This is a genomic window from Nonomuraea sp. NPDC050383, from assembly GCF_044459125.1.
Classification (GTDB): Bacteria; Actinomycetota; Actinomycetes; order Streptosporangiales; family Streptosporangiaceae; genus Nonomuraea.
The window spans coordinates 538,246-562,287 of sequence record NZ_JBITIP010000002.1; the positions used below are offsets into that span (position 1 = coordinate 538,246).

Annotated in this window: 23 protein-coding genes; 15 read left to right on the forward strand and 8 right to left on the reverse strand. The window is 73.3% G+C overall.

The window, feature by feature from the left end; genetic code table 11:
• Positions 1 to 92: 92 nt before the first annotated feature.
• Genes ACIBG4_RS07220 through ACIBG4_RS07230 form a run of 3 tightly spaced genes read left to right on the forward strand, consistent with a single transcriptional unit; the run spans position 93 to position 4,484 of the window.
• Positions 93 to 2,114 (forward strand): hydantoinase/oxoprolinase family protein, encoded by a 2,022-nt coding sequence (locus tag ACIBG4_RS07220; RefSeq protein ID WP_397201072.1) that lies wholly within the window; start codon positions 93 to 95, stop codon positions 2,112 to 2,114.
• The gene (locus ACIBG4_RS07225) at positions 2,089 to 3,942 is read left to right on the forward strand and encodes a hydantoinase B/oxoprolinase family protein (RefSeq protein WP_397201073.1); all 1,854 of its coding nucleotides are present in this window, start codon (positions 2,089 to 2,091) and stop codon (positions 3,940 to 3,942) included. Before ACIBG4_RS07220 ends, ACIBG4_RS07225 begins: the two co-directional genes overlap by 26 nt.
• On the forward strand, positions 3,939 to 4,484 hold the full coding sequence (locus ACIBG4_RS07230; RefSeq protein ID WP_397201074.1) for an NUDIX domain-containing protein: 546 nt from the start codon (positions 3,939 to 3,941) through the stop codon (positions 4,482 to 4,484). The genes ACIBG4_RS07225 and ACIBG4_RS07230 overlap by 4 nt, the downstream gene beginning before the upstream one ends.
• Before the next feature lie 36 nt (positions 4,485 to 4,520).
• Here the strand turns inward: ACIBG4_RS07230 and ACIBG4_RS07235 are convergent, their stop codons facing one another.
• Entirely contained in the window at positions 4,521 to 5,051 is a 531-nt protein-coding gene (locus ACIBG4_RS07235; protein ID WP_355448236.1) for an AAA family ATPase, read from the reverse strand.
• A 72-nt stretch (positions 5,052 to 5,123) separates the two neighbouring features.
• Here ACIBG4_RS07235 and ACIBG4_RS07240 point away from each other — a divergent pair, with 72 nt between their 5' ends.
• Together ACIBG4_RS07240 and ACIBG4_RS07245 are read left to right on the forward strand one after the other, a co-directional pair.
• Positions 5,124 to 6,287, forward strand: a complete 1,164-nt coding sequence (locus ACIBG4_RS07240) for a CaiB/BaiF CoA transferase family protein (protein ID WP_397201075.1) — start codon at positions 5,124 to 5,126, stop codon at positions 6,285 to 6,287.
• 180 nt (positions 6,288 to 6,467) lie between these two features.
• Positions 6,468 to 7,955 carry a carboxyl transferase domain-containing protein gene (locus tag ACIBG4_RS07245; RefSeq protein ID WP_355448242.1) on the forward strand — a complete coding sequence of 496 codons (1,488 nt, stop codon included), beginning with the start codon at positions 6,468 to 6,470 and terminating at the stop codon, positions 7,953 to 7,955.
• A gap of 19 nt (positions 7,956 to 7,974) precedes the next feature.
• Here ACIBG4_RS07245 and ACIBG4_RS07250 read toward each other — a convergent pair whose 3' ends face one another.
• The 5 genes from ACIBG4_RS07250 to ACIBG4_RS07270 are packed head-to-tail and all read right to left on the reverse strand — an operon-like array spanning position 7,975 to position 12,328.
• The gene (locus ACIBG4_RS07250) at positions 7,975 to 8,370 is read right to left on the reverse strand and encodes a hypothetical protein (protein ID WP_310712622.1); all 396 of its coding nucleotides are present in this window, start codon (positions 8,368 to 8,370) and stop codon (positions 7,975 to 7,977) included.
• Positions 8,367 to 8,813 carry a hypothetical protein gene (locus ACIBG4_RS07255; RefSeq protein ID WP_397201076.1) on the reverse strand — a complete coding sequence of 149 codons (447 nt, stop codon included), beginning with the start codon at positions 8,811 to 8,813 and terminating at the stop codon, positions 8,367 to 8,369. The genes ACIBG4_RS07250 and ACIBG4_RS07255 overlap by 4 nt, the downstream gene beginning before the upstream one ends.
• 9 nt (positions 8,814 to 8,822) lie before the next feature.
• Positions 8,823 to 9,620, reverse strand: a complete 798-nt coding sequence (locus ACIBG4_RS07260) for a carbon-nitrogen hydrolase family protein (protein WP_355448248.1) — start codon at positions 9,618 to 9,620, stop codon at positions 8,823 to 8,825.
• The gene (locus ACIBG4_RS07265; protein ID WP_397201077.1) at positions 9,580 to 10,566 is read right to left on the reverse strand and encodes a DUF418 domain-containing protein; all 987 of its coding nucleotides are present in this window, start codon (positions 10,564 to 10,566) and stop codon (positions 9,580 to 9,582) included. Before ACIBG4_RS07265 ends, ACIBG4_RS07260 begins: the two co-directional genes overlap by 41 nt.
• 1 nt (position 10,567) lies before the next feature.
• Entirely contained in the window at positions 10,568 to 12,328 is a 1,761-nt protein-coding gene (locus ACIBG4_RS07270; protein WP_397201078.1) for an alpha/beta fold hydrolase, read from the reverse strand.
• A 59-nt stretch (positions 12,329 to 12,387) separates the two neighbouring features.
• Between ACIBG4_RS07270 and ACIBG4_RS07275 the strand changes: the two genes are divergently transcribed.
• Positions 12,388 to 13,557, forward strand: coding sequence for a pyridoxal phosphate-dependent aminotransferase (locus ACIBG4_RS07275; protein WP_397201079.1), 1,170 nt, complete (start codon positions 12,388 to 12,390; stop codon positions 13,555 to 13,557).
• Here the strand turns inward: ACIBG4_RS07275 and ACIBG4_RS07280 are convergent.
• Positions 13,554 to 14,654, reverse strand: coding sequence for an aromatic acid exporter family protein (locus ACIBG4_RS07280; RefSeq protein WP_397201080.1), 1,101 nt, complete (start codon positions 14,652 to 14,654; stop codon positions 13,554 to 13,556). The two genes, ACIBG4_RS07275 and ACIBG4_RS07280, sit on opposite strands and share 4 nt — an antisense overlap.
• 137 nt (positions 14,655 to 14,791) lie before the next feature.
• On the opposite strand from ACIBG4_RS07280, the gene ACIBG4_RS07285 reads away from it, so the two are divergent.
• Positions 14,792 to 15,331, forward strand: a complete 540-nt coding sequence (locus ACIBG4_RS07285) for a TetR family transcriptional regulator (RefSeq protein ID WP_397201081.1) — start codon at positions 14,792 to 14,794, stop codon at positions 15,329 to 15,331.
• A 24-nt stretch (positions 15,332 to 15,355) separates the two neighbouring features.
• Here the strand turns inward: ACIBG4_RS07285 and ACIBG4_RS07290 are convergent, their stop codons facing one another.
• Positions 15,356 to 16,030, reverse strand: a complete 675-nt coding sequence (locus ACIBG4_RS07290; RefSeq protein WP_397201243.1) for an alpha/beta fold hydrolase — start codon at positions 16,028 to 16,030, stop codon at positions 15,356 to 15,358.
• 238 nt (positions 16,031 to 16,268) lie between these two features.
• Here ACIBG4_RS07290 and ACIBG4_RS07295 point away from each other — a divergent pair, with 238 nt between their 5' ends.
• The 8 genes from ACIBG4_RS07295 (at position 16,269) to aroB (ending at position 24,042) form a co-directional block, all read left to right on the forward strand.
• On the forward strand, positions 16,269 to 17,363 hold the full coding sequence (locus tag ACIBG4_RS07295; protein WP_397201082.1) for a ring-opening amidohydrolase: 1,095 nt from the start codon (positions 16,269 to 16,271) through the stop codon (positions 17,361 to 17,363).
• Between the two features lie 136 nt (positions 17,364 to 17,499).
• Entirely contained in the window at positions 17,500 to 18,438 is a 939-nt protein-coding gene (locus ACIBG4_RS07300) for a zinc-binding dehydrogenase (protein WP_397201083.1), read from the forward strand.
• A 96-nt stretch (positions 18,439 to 18,534) separates the two neighbouring features.
• A complete protein-coding gene (locus ACIBG4_RS07305) occupies positions 18,535 to 19,626 on the forward strand; it encodes an FAD-dependent monooxygenase (protein WP_397201084.1) in 1,092 nt (363 codons plus the stop codon).
• 80 nt (positions 19,627 to 19,706) lie between these two features.
• The gene (locus ACIBG4_RS07310; protein ID WP_397201085.1) at positions 19,707 to 20,243 is read left to right on the forward strand and encodes an SseB family protein; all 537 of its coding nucleotides are present in this window, start codon (positions 19,707 to 19,709) and stop codon (positions 20,241 to 20,243) included.
• A 189-nt stretch (positions 20,244 to 20,432) separates the two neighbouring features.
• Positions 20,433 to 21,191: a prepilin peptidase gene (locus ACIBG4_RS07315; RefSeq protein WP_397201086.1), complete on the forward strand. Its 759-nt coding sequence runs from the start codon at positions 20,433 to 20,435 to the stop codon at positions 21,189 to 21,191.
• Between the two features lie 99 nt (positions 21,192 to 21,290).
• Positions 21,291 to 22,472 carry a chorismate synthase gene (gene aroC / locus ACIBG4_RS07320; RefSeq protein WP_397201087.1) on the forward strand — a complete coding sequence of 394 codons (1,182 nt, stop codon included), beginning with the start codon at positions 21,291 to 21,293 and terminating at the stop codon, positions 22,470 to 22,472.
• Positions 22,469 to 22,969 (forward strand): shikimate kinase, encoded by a 501-nt coding sequence (locus ACIBG4_RS07325; RefSeq protein ID WP_310712637.1) that lies wholly within the window; start codon positions 22,469 to 22,471, stop codon positions 22,967 to 22,969. Before aroC ends, ACIBG4_RS07325 begins: the two co-directional genes overlap by 4 nt.
• The gene (gene aroB, locus ACIBG4_RS07330; protein ID WP_397201088.1) at positions 22,966 to 24,042 is read left to right on the forward strand and encodes a 3-dehydroquinate synthase; all 1,077 of its coding nucleotides are present in this window, start codon (positions 22,966 to 22,968) and stop codon (positions 24,040 to 24,042) included. Before ACIBG4_RS07325 ends, aroB begins: the two co-directional genes overlap by 4 nt.

The following is a 24,042-nucleotide window of genomic DNA, read 5'->3' on the forward strand; positions in this document are numbered from 1 at the left end:
TGGCGTGTTCCCTGACCTCGTGGGACATTTCTCCCCTGAAACCTCAGGAGGAAGCGTGGTCACAGACAGCGCCCGGTCGCCGTGGAGGCGGGATGCGTAACGTGCGCATCGGCGTCGACACCGGTGGCACCTTCACCGACGTCGTGGCCGTGGACGAGGACACCGGTGAGATCGTCACCACGAAGACGCCCTCCACGCCGGCCAACCCGGCCGACGGCTTCGTCACGGGCGTGCGCAAGCTGGGCGAGCTGGACGTGGCCTCGGTGGTCCACGGCACCACGGTCGCCACCAACCAGCTCCTGGAGGACCGGATCGAGGGGCTCGGGTTCGTGACGACCGAGGGCTTCGAGTTCGTCCTGGAGATCGGCCGGCAGAGCGTCCCCGACGGCTACGGCAACTCGTACTTCTGGGTCAAGCCGCCGCGGATCGTCCCCGTGCACCTCGTCAGGACCGTCGGCGGCCGGCTCGACCACACGGGCGCCGAGGTGCGCCCGTTCGCCGAGGACCAGGCCGTCGAGGTGGCCCGCTGGTTCCGGGCGCGCGGCATCACCGCGATCGGCGTGTGCTTCCTGCACTCCTACGCCAACCCGGAGCACGAGCGGCGCATGCGCGACGTGCTGGCCCGCGAGCACCCCGACGCGGTCGTCTCCGTCTCCAGCGACGTGCTGCGGGAGTACCGCGAGTACGAGCGGTCGGTCACCACCCTGGTCGACGCCGCGGTCAAGCCCGTCATGCGGCGCTACATCGCGGACCTGTCCGCCCGGCTCGGCATGCCGTTCTCCGTCATGAAGTCGAACGGCGGCGTGCTGTCGGCCCGCGAGGTCGTCAACCAGCCCATCACCACCGTGCTGTCGGGGCCGGCCGCGGGCGCGCTCGGCGCGGCGATGCTGGCCGCCAACGCCGGCCACCCGTCGGTGATCACCCTGGACGGCGGCGGCACCTCCACGGACGTCGCCGTGGTGATCGACGGCGAGCCGTCCGTCACCACCGAGGGCTCCGTCGGCCGCTTCCCGGTCAAGGTCCCCATGATCGACATCGTGACCGTGGGCGCGGGCGGCGGCTCGATCGCGTGGATCTCGCCCGAGGGCACGCTGAAGGTCGGCCCCAGGTCGGCCGGCGCCGACCCCGGGCCGCTCTGCTACGGCCGGGGCGGCACCGAGGTGACGGTCACCGACGCGCACGTCTTCCTCGGTCGCGTCCCGCCGCACCTGCTCGGCGGCGAGATCCCGCTGGACGTGGACGCGGCCCGCGCCGGGATCGAGGTGCTGGCGGGCAAGCTCGGTCTCGGCCCCGAGCGCACCGCCACGGGCATCCTGGAGATCAGCGCCTTCAACCAGAGCAACGCGATCCGGCAGATCACCGTCAAGCGCGGGCTGGACGTGCGGGACTTCCCGCTCGTGACGTTCGGCGGGTCGGGGCCGCTGCTGGCGTGCCGGCTCATCGACGTCCTGGGCCTGCCCGCCGTGATCGTGCCGCCCGAGCCGGGCAACGTCTCCGCGTTCGGGCTGCTCACGGTGGACGTCCGCAACGACTACGTGCGTACGTACGTCACCCGGGACCTCTCGCTCCAGGCCGCGGCGCGGATCTTCGGCGAGCTGGAGGGCGAGGCGGCGGACGCCCTCGAACGCGAGGGCTTCGACGAGCCCGTCCATGCCCGCAGCGCCGACCTGCGCTACTACGGCCAGGCGTACGAGGTGCGCGTCGCGGCCCCGCCGGGGCCGATCGACGAGGCGTGGCGCGCCCAGGTCGTCGAGCGCTTCCACGACGCCCACGAGCGCCTGTACGGCTACGCCTACCGGGACGACCCCCGCCAGGGCGTCGAATGGGTCAACCTTCGCGTGTCCGGCATCGGGCCGATCAACCGGCCGCCGATCCGGCGCCGGCCGTACCCGAAGGTCGAGGCGGAGCCGGCGACGCGGCGGGTGCGTTTCGAGGAGGAGCACGACACGCCGATCCTGCAGCGCGCCGCGCTGGAGGCCGGGGCCGTGGTCGAGGGCCCCGCGGTGATCGAGGAGTACGGCTCGACCATCCCCGTCCATCCCGGGTTCACCGCGACGGTGGACGAGTACGGCAATGTGGAGGTGCGGCGTGGAGCGCCCGAAGAGCGCGGTTGAGCAGGAGCGCCCGAAGAGCGCGGCTGACCCGATTCTTGTCGAGATCGTGGAGGGCACGCTGGCGTCGGTGGAGAAGGAGGTCGAGACCGCGATCGCGCGCACCGCCCGCTCGCCGATGATCCGCGACGCCCACGACTTCCGCGCCGGCATCCATGACGTGCGGCTGCGCAAGCTGACCGGCCGCTCCTACAGCGCGCTGGTCCAGCCGGTCGTGCGTGACTTCCCGGTCGAGACGATGCGGCCCGGCGACGTCTACTTCCACAACGACGTCTACCTGTCCGAGGGCGGCATCGGCCACCTGCCCGACCTGTGCGTGACCGTCCCGGTCTTCCACGAGGACGAGGTCGTGGCGTTCGTGCAGGCGTTCGGTCATCACGACGACATCGGCGGCTCCGTGCCCGGCTCGATGCCCTCGCACGCGCGCAGCGTGTACGAGGAGGGCCTGATGGTCCCGCCGATCAAGCTGCGCGACCAGGGCGTGCCGAACGAGGCCGCGCTGCGCATCATGACCCGCAACTCCCGCATGCCGGACTCGCTGGCCGGTGACCTCGACGCCGAGTGCTCGGCCTGCCTCATGGGCGCGCGCCGCCTCGGCGAGCTGTTCGACAGGTACGGCCGGGCCGCCGTCGAGGAGTGCTTCGACGCGATCATCGGCAAGACCACGGAGACGTTCCGCCGGGAGCTGCTGTCCAAGATCCCCGAGGGTGTGTACGTGTGGGAGGACTACGCCGAGCACGACGGCGTGGACGAGCCCCGCCTGCACGCCCAGCGGATCACGCTGACCGTGGACCACGAGGCCGGCACCCCGCTGACGATCGACTTCACCGGTACGTCGCCGCAGGCGAAGGGGCCGATCAACCACGCGGGCGACTACGCCGACGGCGTCTTCCTGAAGAAGTGGCTCGCCCCGATCCTGCGCAACCTCGCCGACTCGCCGGAGCGGATGGCCGAGCTCGACGTCAACGAGGGCGTCGTCCCGCTGATCGACATGGTCTTCCCCGAGAAGGGCACGCTGCTCACGCCGGTCTTCCCGGCCCCGACCAACGCCCGCACGTTCGTCATCCTGCGCCTGCTGGGTGTCCTGGCCGGTGTGCTGGCCAAGGCCACGGGCGGGCGCATGCCGGCCGACCAGGAGACGATCCGCTACACCGGCGTCCACGGCGTCGGCGCGGACGGCGTGCCGTACCTCATGCGGGAGGTCCTGGGCGGGGGCTCCGGCGGCCGGTGGTACGCCGACGGCGAGGACACCATCCATGTGGTGCCCGACTCGCGTAACATCCCGGTGGAGTTCGCCGAGGCGCGCTGGCCCTTCCGGGTGGAGCGGCTGGCGCTGGCGTGCGATTCGGGCGGGCCGGGCCTGTTCCGGGGCGGGCTCGGCTACGACAAGCACATCCGGATGCTGCGCGACGCCTCGTACATGTCGATCGCCGACCGGTCCATCCTGTCGTGCTGGGGCGTCAACGGCGGCCTGGCCGGCCGGCCGTTCCGGGTGGAGATCGCCGGCAAGGAGATGGACGGTCTGGTGGACGACTACCCGGTGCAGGCGGGCGAGGTGATCCGCATCCGGACGACGGGCGGCGGCGGGTGGGGCTCGCCGTACGATCGCGACCCGAGGGCGGTGGCGGCGGACGTGCGCGACGGCAGGGTGTCGATCGCGGGCGCGCTCGGCGACTACGGCGTGGTGCTGGACGGCGACCGCATCGACGAGGAGGGCACGGCGGAGCTGCGGGCGCGGCTGCGGCCGAGCACCGGCCGCTTCTTCGACCGGGGACCGGGGTACGCGCGGCTGTCGGGCGGCCGTACCCACGCGGAGGTGGACGACCTGTGACGGACGGTCACACGATCCGGCAGATCTCCTCGAAGGTCGTCTACTCCAACCCGTGGATGGTCGTCCGCGAGGACGAGATCGAGCGGCCCGACGGCTCGCGCGGCCTGTACGCCTACATGGACAAGCCGGACTTCGTGCTGGTCATCCCGATGGAGCGCGACGGCTTCCATCTGGTCGAGGAGTACCGCTACCCGGTGCGCCGCCGGACGTGGAGCTTCCCGCAGGGCTCGGCGGAGGCGAGCAGCCGTGAGGAGGAGGCGAGGAAGGAGCTGGCGGAGGAGACGGGGCTGCGCGCGGCGCACTGGCGGTGGCTGGGCGCGCTGGACAACGCCCACGGGGTGGCCACCCAGCAGATGCACGTCTACCTGGCCACGCGGCTCGAACCGGGGCCTGCGCGCAGGGAGCACACCGAGCAGGACATGCGGCAGCGGTGGGTGAGCCGGGAGGAGTTCGAGGCCATGGTCGGCGCGGGGGAGGTCACCGACTCGGGGTCGGTGGCGGCCTACACGCTCCTGCGCATGAGCGGCGCCCTCGACTCGTAATCTACTTTGTAAAGGCGGCGGCCCGGCAGCGCCCGCTCAGGTGCGGTGCACCAGGTCGGCGCGCTCGCGGGTGCCGTCCTCGGCGAACCACTTCTCCTCCGCGTCGAACCAGGCGTGCCAGCGCGGCTCCAGCTCGGCCCCGTCGCGTTCGAGCACCCGCCGCAGCCGCACGTCGCGCGGCGCCTCGACCCACACGGTGAACGCGATCAGCGGGGCGGCGGAGCGGCGGGCCGTGCCGACGCCCTCGACGACCAGCACGGGCGCCACGGGCACGGTGACGGTCTCGGCGTACGCGCCGCGCGTCCAGTCGTAGCGGCGGTACGCGCCGGGACGGCCGGCGGCGAGCGGGCGCAGCACGCCCTCCTCCAGCGCGGCGAACCACGGACCCGGCCCCTCCTCCCACGGCACGGGGAAGTGGTCGCTGTGGACGACCTGGCAGCCGAGGGCGGCGGCGAGCCGCCGGGCGTACGTGGTCTTGCCCGACCCGGCCGGGCCGTCGACGGCGACCAGCCGGACCGGCCCGCACGACGGGTCCAGCCTCCCGATGCGGCGGGTCAGAGATTGCACGCACCCAGAGTAGGTGAGGCAGGGGGAATGGGAGGAGAATGGTCCTTTCACCCCCGGAACTCGTGCTGGAGGATGAACTTGCTCGGACCTCTCGACGACATCGTGGTGCTGGATCTGTCCAGGGCGCTGGCGGGGCCGCACGCCGCTCAGATGCTGGGGGACCTGGGCGCGAAGGTGATCAAGGTGGAGCATCCGGAGGGCGGGGACGAGTCGCGGGGCTGGGGGCCGCCGTTCGTCGGCCCTGATCACGATATTTCGACGTATTTCCTGGCGGCGAATCGGAACAAGGAGTCCATCACCGTCGACCTGAAGTCGGCGGAGGGCAGGGAGCTGATCGAGCGGCTCGTCCGGCAGTGCGACGTCCTGGTGGAGAACTTCCGCACCGGTGTACTCGACCGGCTCGGCTTCCCGGTGCAGCGCCTGCACGAGCTCAACCCGCGCCTGGTCGTCCTGTCGATCACCGGTTTCGGCCACGACGGGCCGGAGGGCGGCCGGCCGGGCTACGACCAGATCGCCCAGGGCGAGGCGGGCCTGATGTCGCTGACCGGCCCCTCGCCGGACGAGCCGTACCGGGTGGGCGCGTCGATCGCCGACCTGCTCGCCGGCATCCACGGCGCGTACGGCGTGGTGGCGGCGCTGTACGAGCGCGAGCGGACCGGCAGGGGCCGGGTGGTGCGCACGTCGCTGCTGGCGGCGGTGGCCGGGGTGCACTCCTACCACGGCACGGCGTGGACGGTCGGCGGAAAGGTCCCGGCGGCGGCCGGCAACCACCACGTCTCGATCGCCCCGTACGGCTCGTTCCGCTGCGCGGACGGCGTGCTGCAGATCGCGGCGGCCAACGACGGCCAGTGGCGCAAGGTGGCCGCGCTGCTGGGCATCGATCCGGGCGAGCCGCGCTACGCCTCCAACCGGGAGCGGTGGGCGCACCGCGAGGAGCTGATCGCGGACATGGAGCGGGCGCTGGCCGCCCACGACCGGGGGCACTGGCTGGCGCGGCTGGCCGAGGTGGGGGTGCCGGCGGGCGCGATCCGCTCGCTGGACGAGGTCTACACCTGGGATCAGACCCGGTCGCAGGGGCTGCTGGTGGAGGTGGAGCATCCGGTGCTGGGCCGGATCGAGCTGCCCGGCCCGCCGCTGCGTTTCGAGGGGCTGGAGGCGGTCCGGCACAGGCCGCCGCCGGCTCTGGGCGGTGACGGGGACGCGGTGCTCGCCTGGCTGGAGGAGCGCGAGAGTTGAGCGCCGGTCGGTGGCACCGGCCGGCGCGTTCGTGCGTCAGCATGTGTGTCACCCGAATCAGCGTCAACAGGATTTGCCTCGACAACATGTGCGTCAACATTGCAGCGGTGCTCGACACGAAGGAGCCATAGTGCTCGACACGCACGAAGGAGCCGTAGCGCTCGACCCGAAGGAGCCCTGGTGAGCCGTCCGGACGCGCGCACGCTGATCGAAACGGTCCTCGACAAGGGGTCGTGGACGTCGTGGGACGCGCCGCCCGCCGATCCGGCCGCGCCGGGCTCCTCCTACGCCGAGGAGCTGGCCGTCGCGCGGGCCAAGTCGGGCTACGACGAGTCGGTGATCACCGGTGAAGGGCTGCTGGACGGGCGGCGGGTGGCGGTGGTGGCGAGCGAGTTCTCGTTCATGGCGGGGTCGATCGGCGTGGCGGCGGCCGAGCGGATCACCTCGGCGGTGGAGCGGGCGGAGCGGGAGCGGCTGCCGCTGCTGGCGGCGCCGGCCTCGGGCGGGACCAGGATGCAGGAGGGCGCGGTCGCGTTCGTGCAGATGGTGAAGATCACCGCGGCGGTGCAGGCGCACCGGGCGGCGGGGCTGCCGCACGTGGTGTATCTGCGTCATCCGACGACGGGCGGGGTGTTCGCCTCGTGGGGGTCGCTGGGTCATGTGACGGCGGCGGAGCCGGGGGCGCTGATCGGGTTCCTGGGGCCGAGGGTGTTCGAGGCGCTGCACGGCTATCCGTTCCCGGAGGGGGTGCAGCTCGCGGAGAACCTGTTCCGGCACGGCCTGGTGGACGCGGTGGTGCCGGCGGAGGACGCGCGGGAGCTGGCCGCGCGGGCGCTGTCGGTGCTGTGCGCGGACACGGCGGGGCTGTCGCCGGGCGAGCCGCCGGAGGAGGACCTGCGGCCGGTCGAGGCGTGGGAGGCGATCAGCCGGTCGCGGCGTGACGACCGGCCGGGGGTGCGGTCGTTGCTGAAGCTGGCCGCCGCGGACGTGACTCCGCTGAACGGCACCGGCGCGGGGGAGAACGACCCGGGGCTGCTGCTGGCGCTGGCGAGGTTCGGCGAGGCGCCGGCGGTGGTGCTGGGGCAGGACCGGCGCAGCCAGCGGTCCAGCGCGCCGCTGGGTCCGGCGGGGCTGCGGATCGCGCGGCGCGGCATGCGGCTGGCGTCGGAGCTGGGGCTGCCGCTGGTGACGGTGATCGACACGGCGGGGGCGGCGCTGTCGAAGGCGGCCGAGGAGGGCGGTCTGGCGGGGGAGATCGCCCGCTGCCTGGCCGACATGGTGACGCTGGACGCGCCGACGGTCTGCCTGCTGCTGGGCGAGGGCGCGGGGGGCGCGGCGCTGGCGTTGCTGCCGGCGGACCGGGTGTTGTGCGCGCAGCACGCGTGGTTGTCGCCGCTGCCGCCGGAGGGCGCCTCGGCGATCCTCTACCGGTCGGTGGACTTCGCCCCGGAGATCGCCCAGGCGCAGGGGGTGCGGGCCACGGACCTGCGCCGCTCGGGGATCGTGGACCGGGTGATCCCGGAGCGGCCGGACGCCGCGTACGAGCACCGGGCGTTCTGCGAGCGGGTGGGGCGGGCGCTGGAGCACGAGATCGCGGGGCTGCTCGGGCAGCCCACGGGGGACAGGCTGGCGGGCCGCCTGTCCCGTTATCGTCACCTGGGCGCCTGAGCGGCGCCGTGTCCGGTCGCTAGGGGACCGGGATGCGCTCGACGCGGATGGAGACGACCTCCTCACGGGGCACGACGACCTCGTAGGCGCCGTGGTCGACCATCCAGTAGCCGAGCGCCTCGGCCTTCATGCCGCTGTGGCCGAGGTAGGCGATGTGCAGGCCGTCGTCGTCCTCGTCGAGGACGACGCACGGCTCGCCGCCGAAGGCGCCGACGGTGCGGATGAGGACGAGCCATTCGAGCTCGTCGCGGCCGACCTCGCGCCGCCAGTAGCCGGAGGCCGCCTCGAACCCGTCGAGCTCCTCCTCGCTGAACAGGACGACCTGGTCGCTGTCGGGGCCGAGCGCGGCGGGCAGGGTGTGCTCGCCGAAGCGGGCGATGAACCCCGAGGCCACGGGGGTGAGCTCGTCGTTCATGCGGCCGGCCGCCAGGTCAGCCCGTCGTAGGCGGCGAAGGGGCGCTCGTCCTCGTCGGTGAGGTGGACGATCTCGGCACCGGCCGGGATCGGCATGGGGACGGTGTGGAACTGGGGCACCACGTGGTGCGTCGAGGTGGTGAAGCCGTTGCCGGCGAACGGTGCCACATCGCTCCAGTCGCCGCCCATGTGCGGGCCGTAGGGGACGACGTAGCTGTCGACGTCGCGGGCGTACCACCGCATCACATACAACTCGGGCACCTCGGCGGTGAGCTCGGACCCGTCGAAGGACAGGTCGAGCCCGAAGTAGAGGTCGCGGGGCGTGGTCAGCCGCGCGCAGTCCTGCACGCGGTAGACGTACCCGGAGATCACCGTGCGCTTGCCCGAGAGGTAGGGGACGAGCAGACGCGGTGGGACCACTTTCTGCATGTGCGTTCTGCTCACGTGCTCATTTTACGATCTGTTGACCCCAAGAATGCGATGTTCGAGGCAGGGGAGTGTCGCGCGGGCCGCGGCGGTGGTCTCGGCGTCGACCGTGACGAGCTGGACGCCGGGGGCCGTGCCGAGGTCGGCGCGGGCGACTCCGAGGGGGTCGACGAGCATGCTGCGGCCGACGCCGAACCCGTCGGACGACTCGGCCGGGTTGGGGGCCTGGCCGACGGCGGCCGTCCACATGGTGTTCTCCAGGGCGCGGGCGCGGACCAGCGTGACCCAGTGGTCCTCCTTGAGCGGCCCCGACCCCCAGGCGGCGATGACCGCGAACAGGTCGGCGCCCCGGTCGACCAGTGCCCGGGTCAGCTCGGGGAAGCGCAGGTCGTAGCAGGTGACGAGGCCGACGCGCAGCCCGGCGAGCTCGACGACGGCCGGCTCGGAGCCGGGGGCGACCAGCTCCGACTCCCTGGCGCCGAACGAGTCGAACAGGTGGATCTTGCGGTAGGCGGCCCTGAGCTCGCCGCCGGCGTCGAGCGCCACGGCGGTGTTGTGGACGCGCCCGTCGCCGCCGCCCGGCTCGAACACCCCGGCGATCACGGCGGTGCCGTGCTCGCGCGCCGCCTCGGCCAGGCCGGTGACGAACGGCCCGTCGAGCGGCTCGGCCAGCTCGGTGATGCGCCTGCCGTAGCGGGTGAGCGTCGCCTCGGGGAAGATCGCCAGGTCCGCGCCCTCGGCGCGGGCCAGCGCCTCGCGGACCCTCTTGAGGTTGGCCTGCGGGTCAGGGGAGACCGGGATCTGGCACAGGGCGATGGTGGTCACGGCCCGACTCTAGCCGGTTGGGCACCCGGCGGAACCAGGTCAGGCAGCGCCAGATCCACTCCATCGGGCCGTACCGGTGGCGGGCGAGCCACCAGCGGCCGAACAGGGCCTGGGCGGTGACGGTGAGGGCGGCGACGGCCACGACCGACCAGCGGGTGGGGTCGGCGGCCACGAGGGGGGCGGTGAGGACGACGACGGCGGTGCCGGTGAGGTAGTTGGTCAGCGCCATCCGGCCGAGCGGTTCGAGGACGGCCGACAGCGGATCGCCCCAGCGGGTGCGCAGGAGCAGCAGGAACCCGGTGGAGAAGGCGGCGGCGCCGGCGAGCGTGGCGAGGGTGTAGACGATCCAGACGCGGGGGTCACGGGGGCCGTTGGCCCAGTCGCCGCTGGTCAGCCAGGCTCCGGAGAGCAGGGCGGAGGCGAGGGCGCTGACCGCGAGAACGGGCGGGAGCAGCCACGCGGGCGGGCGGAGCTGCATGAGGGCCATGCCGAGCAGGAACAGGCCGGGGATGAGCATGATCCCGCCGCCGGTGAGGACTCCCCAGGTGATCACGCCGGCCGAGAGCAGCAGGATCGGCGCCCCGCCGGACAGGAACGAGGCGGGCAGCAGCAGGACGAGGCCGTAGAAGGCGTAGTCGGTCAGCACCTCGCCCTCGTAGAAGGCGTGCTGGGCGATGCCGAAGCAGAACAGCCAGAACAGGCGCGGCAGCAGCCTCAACCGGCCGGCCCGCTGGAGGAACAGCACGAAGCTGATGCCGAACAGCAGCGAGAAGATCGGGTAGAAGTGGCTCTGGAACAGGATCTCGATCGTGGTGTCGAGGCCGGTGCGCGGCTTGTGGGGCGTGTGCTGCCAGGTGTTGACGAGCATGATCCCGGCCACCGCGAAGCCGCGGAGGGCGTCGAGCGCGCGGATGCGGGTCACGGCAGCCAGGACGAATCCCCCCATGTCACAGGAACCAGGCAAACCACCATACGAGGAATCCTGCCCCGACGAGGGCCGCTCCAGCCTGCCCGAGGGTCCGGCGCACGACGAGGCTCGCGAGGGTGAGCGCGACCGCGACGGCCGCCAGCCAGCCGTACGCCTCGACGGCGGCGGGCAGGCCGACGGCGAGGGCGGTCTCGTTCCGGCTGACCAGCCCGTACGCCGACTGCGCGAGCAGGCCGGCGGACGCGACCCCGGCCAGGCCGGCGAAGGCGGTGAGCGCCCGGCCGCGCAACGCGCCCGCGACGAGCTGGGCGAGCGTGACGAGGGCGAACAGCGCGAGCGGGGCCGCGAGCCAGGGCGCCTTCGAGATCGCGTAGGGGGCGCCGGTCACGCGCAGGTCGGCGGCGGCCAGCCGGGGCGGCACGCCGGTCTCGGGGCGGGCGCAGCCGGTCCCGGCCGAGGCGGGGTCGGCGACGAAGGCGGCCATGCGCTCGCGGGCGCACGTGCTGGTCAGGAAGACCGCGTGCCCGACGCCGTCGAACTCGGCGTACCGGGCGTGCGGCAGCGCCCGCGCGGCGGGCTCGCTCGTGCGGGGCGGGGTGGTGGGGTCGAACCGGCCGGCGACGACGAGGACCGGGGCCTGCGTGGTGGCGGCGGACGGCTTGGTGGCGGGCAGCTTCCAGGCGTCGCAGACGGCCTTGTCGACGTCCACCGTGAACAGGCGGGACGGGGCGGCGAAGCCGTTGGTAGGGATCTCGTCCTGGCACTGCACCGCCTCGTACAGGCCGAGCTCGTGGGAGGTGAGGCCGTCGCCGACCGCGTCGGTGAGGGGACGCAGCGGCTCGTCGTGCCCGTTCGCCAGGGCGGTGACCAGCGGGGCGGAGACGGCGATCACGCCGGTCTCGTGCAGCGCCTCGGCCATCAAGGTCGCCACGTCGCCGCCGTCCAGGCGGGCCGGCACCTCGGCGCCGCGCAGCGGGTCCACGGTGGTGACCCGCGCGGGCGTCGCGTCGAGCCGCCTGACCGCCGCGTCGAAGCGGTCCTTCAGGCCGAGGTGGGTGAGGGTGTCGTCGAGGTTGCGCCGGACGTCGTCGTACCAGGGCACGCTCTGCGGCAGGAACGAGTCGAGCAGCACGGACCGCACGGCCCCGGGGTCGGCCGCGGCGGCGTCCACCATGACCCGGGTGGAGTAGCTGACGCCGAACAGGTTCCAGGAGGGGTAGCCGAGGGCGCCGCGCAGGGCGACGACGTCGGCGGCGATCTCCTTGGTGGTGTAGCCGCGCAGGTCCACGCCCTGCTGTTCGAGCCGGGTGCGGCACTGCGCGGCCGCCTCGGCGGGGGGTAAGGGGGAGGCGGGCCGGGTGAGGCGGTCGAGCATGGCCTGCGCCAGCTCGGGGCAGCCGAGCCGGGGCCAGGAGTACCTGCCGCCGCGCTGCTCGATCGTCACCACGTCGCGGTCGGGGAACATCTGGCTGAGGAAGCCGGTGAGCTGCAGCGACGAGGAGCCGGGGCCGCCGCTCATGTAGACGACCGGGTCGGGCCTGCGGGCGGGGGCGGCGGAGCGGTGGACGGCGTACCCGACCTTGATGGTGCGGCCGGGCGCGTCGCGGCGCTCCGGGACCACGAGGAACCCGCACGTGGTCCCCGGCGGCACGGCGACGGGGCACTGTCCGGTCTCGATCCCGGCCTGGACCCCGGCCTCCGGGGTGGTCTGCGGGGTGGGCGCCGGGGGAGTCGGCGGGGTGAGCGTCAGGGCGAGGGAGAGCAGGACCCGGGTGATCACGGAGTCGAGACTAGAGCAGCAGCCGCCGGTCGCGGGGGCGCGGACACTAAGGTGGTGCCGTGAGGGAACCACTCGTTTCGCGGATGCGCGCGTTCGGCACCACGATCTTCGCCGAGATGAGCGCGCTGGCCCTGCGTACGGGCTCGATCAACCTGGGGCAGGGATTCCCCGACACCGACGGGCCCGCCTCGATGCTGGAGGAGGCGGTGCGGGCCGTCAGGTCCGGCGCCAACCAGTACCCTCCCGGCCCCGGCGTGCCCGAGCTGCGGCAGGCCGTCTCCGAGCACCGGGCCGCCCACTACGGCCTCGGCTACGACGCCGACGGCGAGGTGCTGGTGACGGTCGGCGCGACCGAGGCCATCGCGGCGGCCGTCCTGGCGCTGTGCGAGCCGGGCGACGAGGTCATCGCGTTCGAGCCGTACTACGACTCCTACGCCGCCTCGATCGCGCTGGCCCAGGCGCGGCTGACCGCGGTGACGCTGCGCCCGGTCGAGGGGCGGTTCACCTTCGACCCGGCCGAGCTGCGCGCCGCCGTCACCCCGCGCACCCGCGCGATCCTGGTCAACTCCCCGCACAACCCGACGGGCACCGTGTTCACGCGCGAGGAGCTGACGGTCATCGCGGAGCTCTGCCAGGAGCGGGGGCTGATCGCGATCACCGACGAGGTGTACGAGCACCTGACGTTCGACGGGGTGGAGCACGTGCCGCTGGCGACGCTGCCCGGCATGCGCGAGCGCACGGTGATGATCTCCTCGGTGGGCAAGTCGTTCTCGGTCACGGGATGGAAGACCGGCTGGGTGTGCGCGCCGGTGGAGCTGGTGCGGGCGGTGACGACGGTCAAGCAGTTCCTGACGTTCACCGCGAGCGCGCCGTGGCAGCTCGCGGTCGCCCACGGCCTGCGTCACGAGCTGGCGTGGGTGGCGGAGCTGCGGGCCGGGCTCCAGCACAAGCGCGACCGGCTGATGGAGGGGCTGGCGGCGGCGGGGTTCGAGGTGCTGCGGCCCGCGGGCACGTACTTCGTGCAGACCGACATCCGGCCGCTGGGCTTCACCGACGGGCTGGAGCTGACGCGCCGGCTGCCGGAGCTGGCCGGCGTGGTCGCCATCCCGACGCAGGTCTTCTACGACCATCCGGAGCGGGGCGGCCACTTCGTCCGGTTCGCCTTCTGCAAGAAGGACGAGGTCATCGACGAGGCGGTCACCCGCCTCAAGCGGCTGTCATCCGGCTAGTTCTCCGTGTCGGTCGTCGTGCCGGGGCCCTCGACCGGGGCGAGGGCGGCGCCGGCCGTCTCGGGGTCGGCGCCGGTGGCCAGCATCAGGTCCACCACGATCGACCGGAGCTGCGCCACGATGACGTCGGCGGAGAAGCCGAGCCGCTCGGGCCGCTGCCGCCCGGCGGTCGCGGTGAGCGCCTGCCGGGTCAGGACGGGGTCGCGGCCCGCCGCCAGCTCCAGCTGCAGCAGCAGTGCCGCCTCCGACACCTCGCGCATGGAGGCGGCCAGCGAGACGGGCGGCGGGGTGGGCTCGCCCAGCGACGCCAGGGTGCGTCGGGCCAGCACCCGGGCGTTGCGCAGCGCGTGGTCGATCGGGACGGAGGCCTTCTGGTAGCGGGCGAGCCGGGTGCGGCGGTGCCAGTGCAGAGGGGAGACGAGGGCGACCTCCTTGCTGGTGACCAGCGCCTGCTGGAAGTCCTCGACGGTCGACTGGGTGCCGCGCCCCACGGCCAGCGCCTCGGCGGCAAGGTCGGCGTCGCCCCGCTCGATGGCGTCGGCCGCCCGTTCCAGGACCGTGGACAGCGCGTCGAGCACCGCGGAGGCGTGCCTGGCCGCGAGCGTGAACGGGCTGATCGGCAGCAGCGCCACCGCGGCGATGGCGATGACGCCGCCGGTCAGGGCGTCGAGCATCCGGTCGAGTCCGCCTCCGCCGGCTCCCGGCACGAGCGTGGCGACGAGCACCGCCGACGAGCCGGACTGGGCCACGAACAGCGGCGCGCCGTTCAGGAGCGTCGCCGTGCCCATGGCCAGGGCGACGACGAGGGCGAGCTGCCACGCGCCGGAGCCGATCCAGGCGACCAGCAGGTCGCCGACGCCGACGCCGAGGCTGACGCCGACCACCAGCTCGATGACGCGGCGCAGCCGCTGGCCGAGGCCGACACCGAGGCAGATGAGCACGGAGATGGGCGCGAAGAACGGCCGCGGATGGCCGAGCAGGTGGATGGCCGCCGTCCAGGCCAGCCCGGCGCCGACGGCCGACTGGACGATCGCCGGCCCCATGTGCCCGAACGCCGCCACCCGTTCCCGCATGTGATCGCCGAGCCTCGTTGCCACCCCTCCACCCTGGCGGATCTTTATGACATTACGGTCACGCCACGCACCGTAGAAGATACCCACCCGTAATCCATCTTCCCCGGCATTCGCTTCGTCAGGGGACGTACACGTGGCCGGTGCGCCCTATCGTCGTGTGCGTGGAACCAAGGAGCCGGGAGGGCACCCGCAGGCGCATTCTCGACGCGGCCTGCCGCCTGTTCGCCGAGCACGGGTACGACGAGGTGACCATGCGCATGCTGGGCGCCGCGGCGAACGCCAACATCGCCCTCATCAACCGGTATTTCGGCTCCAAGAGGGAGCTGTTCGCCGAGGTCCTGGCGCAGCAGGGGCGCTTCCCCGGTGTGCTGGACGAGGGAGAGGACCTGGCCGTGCGGCTGGCCGAGTACGTGGCCGACCGGCTCGCCGCCGAGGGCGACAGCCCCGTCCTGGCCACGCTGGAGCGCTCGGCGTCCAGCCCGCAGATCCGCGAGCTGGCCCACGACCGGGTCCGTACGGCGATCCTGGAGCCGCTGAGGACCAGGCTGGGTGGCGACGAGGCCGAACTGCGCGCCTCGCTCGCCACGGTGATCGTCCTGGGGAGCGGGCGGTTCCGCCACCTGTTCGGGCCGATCGCGCCCGGGGCGCGCGAGGAGGTGGTCAGCCGGCTGACCCAGGTGTTCCGTGCCTGCCTGAGCTGACGCGGCCCATCCCCACGTACGCCGTCACGCGCCCGGCTCGGCCAGGAAGTCGTCCACCGCGCGCAGGAACTCCCGCCGCGCCGAGACGTGCACGAGGTGACCGGCCTCGATCGTGACCAGGCGGGCGCCCGGGATCAGCTCGGCCACCAGCTCCGACCGGAACGGGCTGGCCGCCCCGCCCGACAGCACCAGGGCCGGCGCCGCGATCCCCCGCAGCCCGTCGCGCCAGGCCGGGTCCGGGGTGACGAGCTGCCGCTCCGTCTCGTGCACCATCCGCCAGTCGAACCCCGTCGAGTCGTCCTCCTCGACCGGCGCGCGGCCCTGCAGCGGGTACGGCTGCGGCGGGTCCTCCAGCACCAGCCGCCCCACCAGCCCGGGATGGCGGATGGTCAGCAGGCACGCGACGACCCCGCCCAGCGAATGGCCCACGACCACGGCGCTGCCGATCCCCAGGTGCCGGATCAGGGCCGCGACGTCGTCGGCCATGTCGGGGACGGCGTAGGAGCCGGGGTGCTCACTGGCTCCGTGGCCGCGCAGGTCGGGCGCGATGACGTGGTGGCGGGCGGCGAAGTGCTGGGTGATGCCGTTCCAGTCGTTGTGGTCGGCGGTGCGGCCGTGCAGGAGCACGAGCGCGGGGGACGTGGGATCACCCTCCTCGCGGAAGGACAGCTTGACTCCGTTGACGGCCGCTTCACGCATCACAGCCGCGACCCTACCGCCCGCCCCGCCCTCCACCCGTCCGTCCCGAGATGTGCAGACATTGGCAGACATTGGCGGATATTGCCCATGAAGGGGCGGTGCGGCAGTTAGTAGCGTCGCCAGGGACGGACCGGCGGGTTTGGCCTGATGTTTGCGCGGGCCGAAGACGCGCCCGCCGGGCGGCCGGGTATCTCGCCCTGGGGAAGCGACCGGGGCAGGGGCGGAGAAGGGGCGACCGATGCCGGATCCGACAGAAGTGCGCAAGGTGCCGATCGAGAGCGTGACCGACGCCTCCGGCCTGGAACGGCTCATCGACGCCGGCGTCATCGAGGCGCACCGGGTGCTGGCCGTCATCGGCAAGACCGAGGGCAACGGCGGCGTGAACGACTACACCCGCATCCTCGCCGACCGCGCCTTCCGTGACGTGCTGGCGGCCAAGGGCCACCCGGCCCCCGAGACCGTACCCCTGGTGTGGTCCGGAGGCACCGACGGCGTCCTCAGCCCGCACGCCACGATCTTCGCCACCCTCGACCCGGCCGCGGCCGTCCCGTCGGACGAGCCGCGCGTGTCCGTCGGCGTCGCGATGAGCGACGTGATCCTGCCGGAGGACATCGGCCGCCCCGCCATGGTGGAGAAGGTCGCGGCGGGCGTCCGGGAGGCCATGAAGATCGCCGGCATCGACGACCCGCGCGACGTGCACTACGTCCAGACCAAGACCCCGCTGCTCACCCTCGCCACCATCACCGAGGCGAGGAGCCGCGGCCAGGACACGGCCATCGAGGAGACCGGCCCGTCCATGGACCTGTCGAACTCCACCACCGCCCTCGGCATCGCCGTCGCCCTCGGCGAGATCGAGCCGCCCCGGGCCGACCAGATCCACAAGGACCTGTCCCTGTACTCGTCGGTCGCCTCCTGCTCCTCGGGGGTGGAGCTGGACCGCGCCCAGATCGTGCTGGTCGGCAACGTACGGGGAATCGGCGGCCGCTACCGGATCGGCCACAGCGTCATGAAGGACGCCCTGGACGCCGACGGCATCTGGGCGGCGATCCGTGACTCCGGTCTGGCGCTGCCCGACCGCCCGCACCCCTCCGACCTGGGCGACCGCCTGGTGAACGTCTTCATGAAGTGCGAGGCCGACCCCTCGGGCCGGGTACGTGGCAGGCGCAACATCATGCTGGACGACTCCGACGTCCACTGGCACCGGCAGATCAAGGCGGCGGTGGGCGGGGTGGCGGCCTCGGTGACGGGTGACCCGGCGGTGTTCGTCTCGGTCGCCGCCGTCCACCAGGGCCCCTCGGGCGGCGGCCCGGTCGCGGCCATCACCACCCACTGACGACGAATCCTCCCGGCGTGGTCAGCCTGCGATGACGGCGTGGGGCTTCCTGGGCGGCTGGGTTGACATCTGAAATGGCCATTCCATATCTTTAAGTGGAACGCATATTTCAGTATCACGAGCTGGGAGAGGCTCCATGCATGCGCTGCTCAGCGCCCCAGACACCCCCACGGGTGTGCGCTCGGGCCAGGCCCCAGAGCCGGTCCCGCAGGCCGGCGACGTGGTGATCGAGGTGGAGTGTTTCACCCTGGTCGCCCGCAACCTCGACCACGCGGCCACGCTGCCGCCCGGGAGCATCCCGGGATTCGACGCGGTGGGCGTGGTGCGGCGGGCGGCCGACGACGGCACCGGTCCCGCGCCGGGCACCCGGGTCGCCACACTGGCGACCGGGAACGCCTGGGCGCAGCTGCGTGCCGTACCCACGCACGAGCTGGCGATCGTGCCGCAGCGGGTCGACCCCGGCCAGGCCGGCGTCCTGCTGGTGCCCGGGGTGAGCGCACTGCGGGCCATCCGGCGGCTGGGCGCCCTGACCGGCCGCCGCCTGCTGGTCACCGGAGCCGCGGGCGCGGTCGGACACTTCGCCGTTCAGCTGGGCCGGCTCGCCGGCGCGCACGTCATCGCCGCGGTACGTGATCACGGCAGCCGGGAGCGGCTGGTGGCCCTGGGCGCCGACGAGGTGGTCACCGGGCTGGACCAGGTGTCCGCGCCCGTCCACGGCGTGATCGACTCGGTCGGCGGGCCGGCGCTGGCACAGGCCTTCGACCTGCTGGCCGAGGACGGCCTCATCCAGCAGGTGGGCGCGAGCTCGGGGCAGCCGACCACGTTCGTCCCGTACCAGCTGGTCGGGCGGCGGCGCGCCATCGAGGGATTCTGGGCCGGCGACCGGTTCGGGCCCGACCTGGCCTATCTGCTGGACCTGCTCGCGGACGGCCGGCTCGCCCCGTTGGACGGCGAACGCGCCGAGTGGGGCGACATCGACGCGATCGCCCGGCGGCTGCGGGCGGATGACGCCCCCCGCCGGATGGTGGTGACTCTTCGTCATGATCTCTCCGCCCGGCCCGATGCCGACCGCTGAGCCGGCCCGTTTCTCCCGCACCTTCTCCCGCACCTTTTTTCGCACCGGCCGGTGTTCCCCGCGTGCGTCATCGACGACGACACCTTTGGAGTCGCAGTGAGCAAGAACGTTCTGATCTCGGGGGCCGGCATCGCCGGGCAGACCCTGGCCTACTGGCTGACCAGGCACGGTTTCCGGACCACGGTGGTCGAGCGGACGTCCGGGCTGCGGGTCGGCGGCCAAGGCGTGGACGTGCGCGACCAGGCGCTGGACGTGGTCGAGCGCATGGGCATCCTGCCGCGGATCCGGGCGGTGGTGGCCGATGTGCGCGAGATGCGGTTCGTGGACGCCGCGGGGCAGCGGGTGGCCGGCGTGCAGCTCGCGAACGACATCGAGATCATGCGCGGTGACCTCGTGGAGATCCTGCACGACGTGACCAAGGACGACGTCGACTACGTCTTCGGAGACTCGATCAAGAGCCTGGCGCAGGACTCCGACGGCGTGACGGTCGGCTTCCGGAGCGGCGGCACCGGCCGGTTCGACCTGGTCATCGGCGCGGACGGCCTGCATTCCGACGTGCGGCGCCTGGCCTTCGGGCCGGAGTCGGACTTCCTCGACTACAAGGGCTACTACTTCGCCTTCGGCGACGCCGATGCCGCCCTGGGCGTGGACCGTACGATCACGATGTTCAACACGCCGGGCAAGATGGTGGGGATCTACCGCTCGGGCAACCACGCCCAGGCCAAGGCGTACTTCATGTTCCGGCGAGCCGAGCCGATGGACTACGACCACCACGACCTGGGCGAGCAGCGCCGGTTGCTGAAGGAGAGCTTCGCCGGCGAGACCTCGTGGCGGGCGCCGCAGCTCCTCGACGGCGCGCTGGCCGACCCCGGCCTCTACTTCGACGCCCTGAGCCAGGTGCGCATGCCGTCGTGGTCGGCCGGCCGGGTGGCCCTCGTGGGCGACGCCGCCTACTGCGCCTCCCCCGCCTCGGGGGCCGGGGCTGAGCTGGCCCTGACCGGCGCCTACCTGCTCGCCACGGAGCTGGCGGCCGGAGAAGACCACCGGGAGGCCTTCCGCCGCTACGAGGAGAAGCACCGCGAGCTGGTCGACGTCAAGGTACAGATCAGCGACAACCTGGGCATGATGGTGCCGGAGACCCAGGACGACATCCAGGCCAGGAACGCCGCGCTCACAGCGATCCAGTGAGCCGCTCGGGCACCTGAGCCGGTGGAGGGCGGGCGGGTGTGTTCGGGCGCCGGCCGGGGGCGAGGGTAGTGTCGGGCACTGTGCCGACCATCCCGCGACCTCTCGACCCGGACGACGACGGACGCGCCGCGCCCGCGCTGGCCGCCGCGCTCGCCTCCTACCAGGACGGCACGGCAGGCCCGGCCGACGTGCTGGCCGTGCTCACCGGGGCCCGGCTCCTGGTCCCCGTCGTCGCCCTGCTGACCGAGTCCGAGGTCGGCGAGCACGGGTTGCGGCAGGAGAAGGAGAGCGAGATGGCGCTGCCCAAGCTCGTCGGCAAGGACGGCAGGCAGGCCGTGCTGGCGTTCACGGGCACGGACGCGCTGACGCGGTGGCGGCCCGACGCCCGGCCGGTGCAGGCCAGCACCCCGCAGGTGTGCCAGGCGGCGGCCCACGAGCAGGCGGCGGCCGTGGTCGTGGACGTCGCGGGGCCGGTGCCGTTCGTGATCGAGGGCGAGGTGCTGGAGGCGCTGGCCGCGGTCGCGTCGGGCACGCTCGACCAGCTCGCGGGCGCGACGGTGGCCCGCGTGCGACCGGCCCCTCGCCGCCGCCGCTGGTTCTCCCGCAAACAGACCTGACGTCCCGGCCCGCCGGGCGCCGATGTCGCCGCCCGCTCGCTGACCGGCCCGTCCGCCTGCCGGCTGTCGTGGGGACGTCCGGCGGTTCTCGCGTCCGCGGTTCTCGCGTCCGGTGGTTCTCGCGTCCGGTGCCGGTCGAGTCCGTCAACCTGGCCGCGCGAGACCCGGTCGCCGCACTAGGGTCGGCCTGTGGCGGTCCTGGTGGCACTGGCGGCGTTGGCCGGACTCCTCGTCGGCCGCTACGTCCGCGTCCTGGCCGGAGGCTTCACCTACGCCGACCCCGACGCCTTTCCGGACGCGGTTCCCGACGCCGATCCCCATGCCGCTCCCGACGCCGCTCTCCATGCCGCTCCTGACGCGGACTCCCGCACGGGCACCCGTGCCGTCCCCGGCCTGGACGTCCGTGCCGAGGCGCGGGCGGCGTTCGGCCGTGCCCTGCGCACCTGGCCCGTCCCCGCCTGGCCGCCGACCGTGGAGGTCGCCACCGCCGCCGTCACCGCCCTGGTCGCCTGGCGTGCCGGGCTGCCGTACGTCTACCTCGCCGTCGCCGGCACCGCCCTCGCGCTGATCGACTGGCGTACCTCCCGGCTGCCCGACGCGATCACCCTGCCCTCGTACCCGCTGCTAACCCTCAGCCTGCTGCCCACCGCAGAGGTGCCGCGCGCCCTGCTGGGCGCCGCGGCGCTCGCGGCCGTGTACGGGGTGCTGTGGCTGGTCAGGCCGGCCGCGATGGGGCTCGGCGACGTGAAGCTGGCCGGGCTCATCGGCATGGCCGCCGCCGCGCGCGGCTGGGAGGCCTGGGCCGTGGCCGCCGTCGCCGGGCAGCTCCTCGGCGCCCTGTACGCCCTCGCGCTCCTCCTGACCAGGCGGGCCACCCGCGACACCCAGTTCCCGCTGGGACCGTTCATGCTGCTCGGCGCCCTGGTGGCCGTCTGCCTCGACGGATGAGCGGACAAACGGCGGATCCAGGGCGGATCGGGTGGGTGCGCGTCTCGGCTGGTGAACGGTGGGCCATCCCACTGGGCGGGACGTGGAAGACTTGGACGCATGTTGCGCTGGTTGACCGCCGGAGAGTCTCACGGGCCGGAGCTCGTTGCCGTCATGGAGGGCCTGCCGGCCGGGGTCGAGGTGACCACGGCCGCCATCGACGAGGCGCTGCGCCGCCGCCGCCTCGGCTATGGGCGCGGCGCCCGGATGAAGTTCGAGCAGGACCAGGTGACGATCGCCGGCGGCGTCCGCCACGGCCGCACCATGGGCAGCCCGATCGCCGTGCGCGTCGGCAACACCGAGTGGCCCAAGTGGGAGAAGGTCATGGCGGCCGACCCCGTCGATCCGGCCGAGCTGGAGGGGCTGGCGCGCAACGCGCCGCGCTCGCGGCCCCGTCCCGGCCACGCCGACCTGGCGGGCATGCAGAAGTACGGCTTCGACGACGCGCGGCAGGTCCTCGACCGGGCCAGTGCCCGTGAGACGGCGGCCCGGGTGGCACTGGGCGAGGTGGCCAGGCGCTTCCTCAAGCAGGCGCTCGGCGTCGACATCCTCAGCCACGTCACCGAGATCGGCGGCGCCGGGACCCCGGCCGAGACCCTGCCCGGCCCGGGCGATCTGGCCCGGATCGACGACGACCCGGTCAGGTGCTCCGACCCCGAGGGCAGCGCCGCCATGGTGGCCGTCATCGACCAGGCCCACAAGGACGGCGACACGCTCGGCGGCGTCGTCGAGGTGCTCGCCTACGGCCTGCCGCCCGGCCTGGGCAGCTACACCCACTGGGACCGCCGCCTCGACTCCCGCCTGGCCGCCGCGCTCATGGGCATCCAGGCGATCAAGGGCGTGGCGGTCGGCGACGGGTTCGAGACGGCCCGCCGCCCCGGCTCCCGCGCCCACGACGAGATCGAGTACACGACCGAGGACGGCGTCAGGCGCATCACCAACCGCGCCGGCGGCGTCGAGGGCGGCATGACCAACGGCGAGGTCCTGCGGGTCAGCGCCGCCATGAAGCCGATCTCCACCGTGCCGCGGGCGCTGGCCACGATCGACGTCAAGACCGGCGAGGCCGCCAAGGCCCACCACGAGCGATCCGACGTGTGCGCGGTCCCGGCCGCGGGCGTCGTGGCCGAGGCGATGGTCGCGCTGGTGCTGGCCGACGCCGCGCTCGAGAAGTTCGGCGGCGACTCCGTCGAGGAAGTCGCCCGTAACCTGTCCGGCTACCTCTCCTCCATGGTGATCAAGTGACCAGAGCCGTGCTGATCGGACCGCCCGGGTCCGGCAAGACCACCCTCGGCCGGCTGCTCGCCGAGCGGCTCGGCGTCGCCTTCCGCGACACCGACGCCGACGTGGAGGCCGTCGCCGGCAAGTCCGTCGCCGACATCTTCGTCGAGGACGGTGAGGAGCGATTCCGCCAGCTCGAGCACGCCGCCGTCCGGCGGGCGCTGGCCGAGCACGACGGCGTGCTGTCGCTCGGCGGCGGCGCCGTGCTCAACGAGGAGACGCAGGCGCTGCTCGCCGGCCACCCCGTCGTCTACCTCCAGGTGGGGCTGGCCGACGCGGTGCAGCGGGTCGGCCTGGCCTCGGCCCGGCCGCTGCTCGTGCTCAACCCGCGCAGCCGGCTCAAGAAGCTCATGGAGGAGCGGCGGCCCGTCTACGAGCGGCTCGCCGTCCTGACCGTCGTCACCGACCAGCGCGCCCCTGAGGAGCTGGCCGACGAGATCCTGAAGGGGCTCGCCTCATGACCGCGACGAGGATCACCGTGCGCGGCGACAGCCCGTACGACGTGGTGGTCGGCACCGGCGTGCTGAGCGAGCTGCCGGGGCTGCTCAAGCCGGGCGTGCGCACGGTCGCGGTGGTCCACCCGGCCGGGCTGCCGGAGATCGCCCGTCCGGTGTGCGCGTCACTGTCGGACGCCGGGTTCGACGTGGTGGCGCTGCCCGTGCCCGACGGCGAGCAGGCCAAGACCGTCGAGGTGGCGGCGCAGCTGTGGTCGGCGCTCGGCCGCTACGGCGTCACCCGCTCCGATGCCGTGGTGGGCGTCGGGGGCGGGGCCACGACCGACCTGGCCGGGTTCGTGGCGGCCACGTGGCTGCGCGGCCTCCAGGTGGTGCTGGTCCCGACGACGCTGCTCGCGATGGTCGACGCCGCCGTCGGCGGCAAGAACGGCATCGACACGCCCGAGGGCAAGAACCTCGTCGGGACGTTCCTGCCGCCCGCGGGCGTGCTGTGCGACCTGGCGACGCTGGGGAGCATGCCGCGGGCCGACTACGTGGCGGGGCTCGCGGAGATCATCAAGGGCGGGTTCATCGCCGACCCGGTCATCCTCGACCTCATCGAGCAGGACCCGGCCGACGCCACCCGCCCCGAGGGCCGCCACACGCGCGAGCTGATCGAGCGCAAGATCCAGGTCAAGGCCGATGTCGTGGGCGCCGACCTGCGCGAGGCCGGGCTGCGCGAGATCCTCAACTACGGCCACACGCTCGGCCACGCCATCGAGCGGGCCGAGCAGTACCACATGCGCCACGGCGAGGCCGTGGCGATCGGCATGGTGTACGCGGCCGAGCTGTCCCGGCTCGACGGCCGGGTCGGCGCCGACCTGGTCGAGCGCACCCGCTCCGTGCTCACCGCCGTCGGCCTGCCCACGGCCTACCGCGCCGACGCCTGGCCGCGCCTGCGCGACCACATGCGGCTGGACAAGAAGAACCGCGGCGCCAAGCAGCGCTTCGTGGTCCTCGACGGGCTGGCCAAGCCGGGCCGCCTGGAGGACCCGTCCGAGGAGCTGCTCGAAGCCGCCTACCAGGAGATCTCCCACTGA